This window comes from Moorena sp. SIO2C4 (genome assembly GCF_010672485.1).
GTDB lineage: Bacteria > Cyanobacteriota > Cyanobacteriia > Cyanobacteriales > Coleofasciculaceae > Moorena > Moorena producens.
On record NZ_JAAHGN010000778.1, the window covers coordinates 1 to 3,670 of the forward strand.

The 3,670-nt window shown below is 44.4% G+C and carries 3 protein-coding genes; 2 read left to right on the forward strand and 1 reads right to left on the reverse strand.

The features are described from left to right. Positions 1–387: 387 nt before the first annotated feature. Positions 388–1,011 carry a DciA family protein gene (locus F6K20_RS28880; RefSeq protein WP_008189087.1) on the reverse strand — a complete coding sequence of 208 codons (624 nt, stop codon included), beginning with the start codon at positions 1,009–1,011 and terminating at the stop codon, positions 388–390. 371 nt (positions 1,012–1,382) lie between these two features. Here F6K20_RS28880 and F6K20_RS28885 point away from each other — a divergent pair, with 371 nt between their 5' ends. Together F6K20_RS28885 and F6K20_RS28890 are read left to right on the forward strand one after the other, a co-directional pair. Further along, positions 1,383–2,807, forward strand: coding sequence for an atrophin-1 family protein (locus F6K20_RS28885; RefSeq protein WP_008189085.1), 1,425 nt, complete (start codon positions 1,383–1,385; stop codon positions 2,805–2,807). 86 nt (positions 2,808–2,893) lie between these two features. Continuing rightward, positions 2,894–3,589: a PspA/IM30 family protein gene (locus tag F6K20_RS28890; RefSeq protein WP_008189083.1), complete on the forward strand. Its 696-nt coding sequence runs from the start codon at positions 2,894–2,896 to the stop codon at positions 3,587–3,589. The last annotated feature ends 81 nt before the right edge of the window (positions 3,590–3,670 follow it).

The following is a 3,670-nucleotide window of genomic DNA, read 5'->3' on the forward strand; positions in this document are numbered from 1 at the left end:
GTTATAGCCATATCGTTAGCCACTGAAGCTTTAATATTTTCTTAAGAAGTTTGTTACAAATAGATACATTTTATTTTACAAAAAGTAACAAAAAGAGATGGCTTCTGAAAGAATTGGCTGCTTTATACCAAAAACCCATAGGGATCAACCAAAAAAACACACCAAAAGTGTATTTAGATACTGAATTTAGCCCGATTAACTTATGAAAAAGTATCAGTTCAGTGTTCTAAAAATCAAGGGAACAGCGGATCCCGTAACAGGGAATTGGGAATAGGCAAGAGCCAAGAGCCAAGAGCCAATAGGGAACAGGAATGCCCCCGACCTCCCGACCTCCCGACCTCCCGACCTCCCGACTCCCGACTCCCGACTCCCTTCTAAAACCTTGCTCTAAATTTGCCATTGCTTAGTAGCACAAAGACCACAGACATCCCAACGGTGGAGTTCTCCTGGTGGAGTCGGACACTGACACTGAGGACAAAGTGGTAAATTTTGCGATCGCATCTGCATCATCTTTGCCCAACGTTTAAACGCTGCTTGGGGTATGTGAGTTTTGTCACTCGTTGTGTCAGTACTTTTGTCAGTGGCTTGACTACTTTCTGTGTTTTCTGTGTGGTCTAACTGCTCACAAACCAGTGATGAAGACATTGGCAAGATGGTGCTAGGATGTCTATGGTTTGGGGTCAACTCAGATTTTGAATAGCCATTGCCCAAAACTTGTGTTTTATGCCACTGAGCCGGAGAAAAGTGGATGTCAACTAGGGGCTCAGACCAACCAGCATTAAGCCGTTTCAACAACATCCGGCGCTGAAATTTTAGTTCTTGTGCCCAAACAGAGCTAGACGTAGCCACATATAAGATATCCCTAGAGATAGCATAGGGTCTGGTATGATTAGCTATGTTCACTCCTACTATTTCAGACCAACACTTAATTAGGGATGACAAGCGTTGTATACCTTGCCACTCGGGCTGATTTGTAATCCTATCTAAGATCTGATTGAGTGATTTAAGCATATCGCCTTACTAGATAGCGTTTATCGCAGTAATGAGGTACAGTCTTCTTTGAATTTGATTTCCTGTATTGATGCAGCGCATCCCTATTATTTATTGTTTCTTACCTGTTCCCTGTTCCCAGATCCGCTGTTCCCTAAAATTCCGAAATTGTGTACCTCATAGCTATGAGAATTGCTATAATTAGTTAATTTGACAATAGTTTTGATTGCTTCAGGACTTACGTCCCAGCGTTGAAGCCTTTGCCACGCTAGAAGCTTGTGTCACACTGGCCAAAAACTAGCTTATAGTTAGTAGGGTGACCCTAAAGATAGAATGGCTAGCGTTAAGTCCTGTTGCTTGTTCTGTAGCACAAACGACCGATAGAGTCCGCCATGAGCCAAAACTCCTCAGTTAATTCTTCCCCTAGCTCGACCGGTAACTACAAACTCAACTCAGTTTTACAAGCTGCTCTGAGTAGCCTTGATGTACAACTAGAGGAAGAATTAGCGCGCTACCGACGTCGAAGAGTAGGACGCCCAGTAATGACTAACCGTGGTCTTGGTCGTAACCGGGTCCGTAAACCCCTAGAGTTAATTTCTGTCGGTGAGGTAAAACAGAAACCCTCACCATCACCGACAAACCAGACCATCTCTCGACTAAACCAGCCATCAACCATTGCACTGCCAAACCTAACCACCAAGGCGACAACTTCTCAGAAACAACCACAACAGCCATTGGTTGAGGAGACTGAATCCCTAGATTCCCTCTCATCACAGTCCCCGAAACCTACTCAGCCACCAGTTGTATCCCAGTATAATAATGGTGACAGTGCTAGCCTAGGAATTCAGAAAGAGGCTACGGAGCAACTTAACCCTCCTGAAAAATTGCCTGAAGACTCAGGTAGTTTGATCAAGTTAGGGGCTAACCAAACCCAGCCAGAAGATTATCTCGAATCATCAGAAAAACTACTACAGAGTCTGGCAGAAGATGAAGAAGAATTTGACAACCAAAAGCAGGTGTCTTACCAACTGCTGACTCCGTTAAATGTCGGTTTCATGGTACTTTTGCTGTTGTTAAGCGCTACCCTACCCTATATCTTCTCCAATCCATCGGTGTTAAGTAATCTGGATCTGTCACGGCTGATCAGCTTCATCATCCCCAAGATCTCCAAAACCCCTCAGCAAATTAAACCACATAAACCACAACAGACTGAGTCGATTCCCCATTCTCCCCTACAGGGTGGACCTAATTTGGCTTCTGAGGAATTTGTAGACTTGAACTTACATACCCTTTCTCAAGTGGAAGCTACTCCAGGACCGCAGCAAAAACCTTTTTATACAAAAGATGTTCCTTTACCTAAGGTGGTTGAATCAGCTCCTAAGGTGGTAACTAGACCGATGCCTCCTAAAGGGTCTTCCTTATCTTCAGTACTTTTGCCTTCTGTTCAACCACTGCAAAAGGTTCCCTTGTCATCATTACCAACCACCTCAGGCTCTTTAGTACCCCCAGAAAGACGGGTACAGTCAGGATTACTTAAGCCAGCTATCTCTGAAACACTCCAGAATCAAGCCGCATCTCTAAGAACAGTGGTAGAGGAGTCTTTACCTGCTCGCGATCCTTTCTACTATGTGCTGATCAACTACGATGGTAAACGTTCCCTACAGCAAGCTAGGACAATTGTTGCTGATGCCTATGTGCGCAAATTATCTCAAGGTACCCGGATTCAGATGGGAGCTTTCAAATTTGAACATGAAGCACAAGGTTTGGTCGGAAAACTCCAGCAACAGGGAATTTCTGCTTCGATTTATCATCCTTAGTTAAGTTGAAACTGTCAAGTGTCAAGTTCAATCTTAATGACATCAGTTTTCATTCCCTAAGCCCTGATCATGTATGGAAAGCTGCCATGGGATTATTAGATCGTATGTTTAGAATAATTCGCGCTAGCCTTAATAGTCTGATTAGCCAAGCTGAAGATCCTGAGAAAATCCTGGAACAGGCTGTCGATGATATGCAGCAGGATTTGATTCAAATGCGGCAGGCTGTAGCTCAAGCGATCGCTACCCAAAAACGCACGGAACGACAAGCCTCCCAGGCTCAAGCCGCTGCTGAGCAATGGTACCGTCGCGCTCAGTTAGCCTTGTCAGCAGGAGACGACCAGTTGGCACGGGATGCCCTGACACGGCGGAAATCTCATCAACAGACTGTCACAACCATGAAAGCTCAGCTTTCCCAGCAAGCTGAGCTTGTTTCCAAGCTTAAGGAAGATCTCCGTACCCTAGAGCCGAAAATCTCAGAGGCCAAAACTAAAAAGAACTTGTATATTGCTCGGGCTCAATCAGCTAAGGCATCCATGAAAATTAATGAGATGCTGGGTAATGTGGGTAACAGTAGTGCCTTGAGCGCTTTTGAACAGATGGAAGAAAAGGTAATGCAGCTTGAAGCCCGGTCTGAGGCAATGGCTGAATTAGGCGGCAATCAACTGGATAAAAAATTTGCTGCTCTCGAAGGTAACTATGATGTGGAAGCTGAGTTAGCCGCCATGAAGGCTAATCTGATTAAAGGAACCGAAACTCCTCAATTACCCTCAACTCAGACATAATAACCGAAAAATCCGGAAAAATTGGATAAATAGCCGGAAAAAGTAAGTAGTTTCCACATGGTCACCTCAATTGCACCTTGA